This is a genomic window from Aeromicrobium sp., from assembly GCF_036675695.1.
Classification (GTDB): Bacteria; Actinomycetota; Actinomycetes; order Propionibacteriales; family Nocardioidaceae; genus Aeromicrobium.
The window spans coordinates 1-2,698 of sequence record NZ_JAKFEL010000215.1 but is presented as its reverse complement, the minus strand read 5'-3'; the positions used below and the strand labels follow the sequence as shown (position 1 = coordinate 2,698).

Here is a 2,698-nt window from a genome sequence, read left to right as displayed (position 1 = left end):
CATCGTGACCGACTCCGTCGTCGTCCTGGTCGTCCGCAAGGGCAACCCCAAGAACATCCGGGGCTGGAACGACCTCGCCAAAGACGGTGTCGGCATCGTGACGCCCAATCCGGGTTCGTCAGGCGCGGCTCGCTGGAACATCTTGGCGGCATGGCAGCACGTCATCGCCGGCGGCGGTGATGACAAGGCGGCAGCGGACTTCCTCGCCAAGCTCTTCGCGAACGTCAAGGCACTCCCCGGCAGCGGACGCGATGCCACGACCGCCTTCCAGGGTGGAACCGGGGACGTCCTGATCTCGTACGAGAACGAGGCGATCCTGGCTCGCCAGAACGGCGAGGACATCGACTATGTCGTTCCTTCAGACACCTTGAAGATCGAGAACCCGGCAGCCGTCACCACGAAGGCTGCGCCAGAGGCGAAGAAGTTCCTCGACTTCGTACTGTCGAAGGAAGGCCAGGAGCAGTACGTCTCCAAGGGCTTCCGACCTCTCGACAGTGTTGAAGATGTCACCATCGGTACGGTCGACGGCGCCAACGACCCCAACGACCCGTTCCCGACCCCCGAGAAGCTGTTCACGATTGACGGCGACTTCGGCGGCTGGGACGCCATCAACAAGAAGTTCTTCGACGAAAAGGACGGCATCATCACCAAGCTCCTCGCAGCATCCGGGAAGTCGTGACAGCCGAAACGGCCCTCACTCCGGGATCGGCGCGCAAGCGTCGTTCCCGGAGTGCCACGTCCCTGACGCGATCTTCGGGCCTCGGCCTGGGAATCGCGTTGACGTGGTTCAGCGCGCTCGTTCTCATTCCGCTCGCTCTCGTTGTCGTTCAGTCGACAGAAGGCGGGTGGGCGACGTTCCGCGACACGCTCACCAATCCCCAGACCGCGGCGGCCCTGCGCCTCACGGTGACGCAGGCGTTCATCGTCACCCTCGCCAACGTGGTCTTGGGCACTCTGATCGCCTGGGTACTCGTCCGCGACGAGTTCCCCGGCAAGCGGATCCTCGAAGTCATCATCGACATCCCGTTCGCCCTGCCGACGATCGTCGCGGGCCTCGTGCTGCTCAGCCTTTATGGCCCGCAGAGCCCGCTCGGAGTCAACGTCGCCAACACCGAGCGGTCGGTGTTCCTGGCCCTACTGTTCGTCACGCTGCCGTTTGTCGTACGCACGGTCGAGCCGGTCCTCCTCGAGCTGGACCCCGAGGTCGAGCAAGCCGCAGCATCGCTGGGCGCCAGCCGATTCACGACGTTCAGACGCATCCTGCTGCCGGCCCTCGCTCCGGCCATCACTGCTGGTGCAGCTCTGTCGTTCGCTCGCGGCATCAGCGAGTACGGATCGCTGGTCCTGCTCTCGGGCAACTTGCCCAACAAGACTGAGGTGGCCTCGGTGCGCATCCTGACCTACATCGAGAACGGCAATGACGCAGCTGCGGCCACGGTCGCTGTTCTGCTGCTCCTCGTCGCCCTCGCCGCAATCGTGCTGCTCCAGATCCTCTCGTCGGTGGTGGCGCGTCGTGAATGAACGCAAACCGAGCACATTCGGCAAGAAATCGGCGGGCACGTACCTTCGGCGCTCGATTGTCGTCGCCTATCTGTTCTTCCTCGTTGCATGGCCCGTTGCGCTCGTCGGCATCAAGACGTTCGACGGCGGGCTCGACAACCTGCAAGCCGCGTTCAGTGATCCCTCCGTGACGTTCGCGCTGCAGCTCACGGTCTACGTCGCCGTCTGGGCAGTCGCAATCAACACGGTCTTCGGCGTCGGCATCTCGCTGCTGCTCGTCCGCTACGACTTCCCGGGCCGCGGCGTGCTGTCTGCGCTGATCGACCTGCCGTTGTCAGTCTCCCCCGTCGTGGTCGGGCTCGCGCTGTTGCTCGCATATGGCGGCACCAATGGCACCTTCGGCCCAGCCCTCGAGTCGGCAGGACTGCAGATCGCGTTCGCGCCTGCTGGCATCATCATGGCGACCGCGTTCGTCAGCCTGCCGCTCGTGATCCGCGAGCTCGTGCCCGTGCTGCAAGAGATCGGCACCGACCAGGAACTGGCTGCGCGGAGTCTCGGCGCCGGACCGTGGCAGACGTTCCGGCGCATCACGCTTCCGTCCATCCGCTGGGCACTGGTGTACGGCGTCGTGCTCAGCCTCGCCCGCTCGCTCGGCGAGTTCGGAGCCGTCAAGATCGTCTCTGGCAACATCGCCGAGCAGACGCAGACCGCCACGCTCGTCGTGGAGGAGAAGTACCAGGACTTCGAACAGGGATCCGCGTACGCGACCTCGTTCCTGCTCGCACTGATTGCTGTCGCAGCCCTCGTGCTCGTGACCATCCTTCGACCCAAGGAGAACTCCGATGGGAATTGAAATCCGCGGCATCAACAAGTTTTTCGGTGACTTCGTCGCATTGGAGGACATCAACCTCAGCGTGCCCACCGGTCAGCTGACCGCTCTGCTCGGACCCAGCGGTGGAGGCAAGTCGACCTTGCTGCGCATCATCGCCGGTCTCGAGTCGTCGGACAGCGGCACGGTCGAGATCGAAGGTGTCGACGCCACCAACGTGCCGGCGCAAAAGCGCAACGTCGGCTTCGTCTTCCAGCACTACGCAGCGTTCAAGCACATGACAGTCGAGAAGAACATCGCGTTCGGCCTCGAGATCCGCAAACGCCCCAAGGACGAGATCGAGGCCAAGGTCCACGAGCTGCTCCAGCT

4 protein-coding genes are annotated in these 2,698 nt (G+C 64.0%); all 4 read left to right on the top strand.

Going from position 1 to position 2,698, the window contains the following annotated elements:
- Window positions 1–679 (top strand): extracellular solute-binding protein (locus tag V6M39_RS13620; protein WP_332644357.1); only part of this gene is annotated, 679 nt, incomplete at its 5' end.
- The gene (gene cysT / locus V6M39_RS13615) at window positions 676–1,521 is read left to right on the top strand and encodes a sulfate ABC transporter permease subunit CysT (protein WP_332644356.1); all 846 of its coding nucleotides are present in this window, start codon (window positions 676–678) and stop codon (window positions 1,519–1,521) included. The genes V6M39_RS13620 and cysT, both read left to right, overlap by 4 nt.
- Window positions 1,514–2,353 carry a sulfate ABC transporter permease gene (locus V6M39_RS13610; protein ID WP_332644355.1) on the top strand — a complete coding sequence of 280 codons (840 nt, stop codon included), beginning with the start codon at window positions 1,514–1,516 and terminating at the stop codon, window positions 2,351–2,353. The genes cysT and V6M39_RS13610 overlap by 8 nt, the downstream gene beginning before the upstream one ends.
- Window positions 2,343–2,698: sulfate/molybdate ABC transporter ATP-binding protein (locus tag V6M39_RS13605; protein WP_332644354.1), on the top strand; the 356-nt coding region annotated here is incomplete at its 3' end. The genes V6M39_RS13610 and V6M39_RS13605, both read left to right, overlap by 11 nt.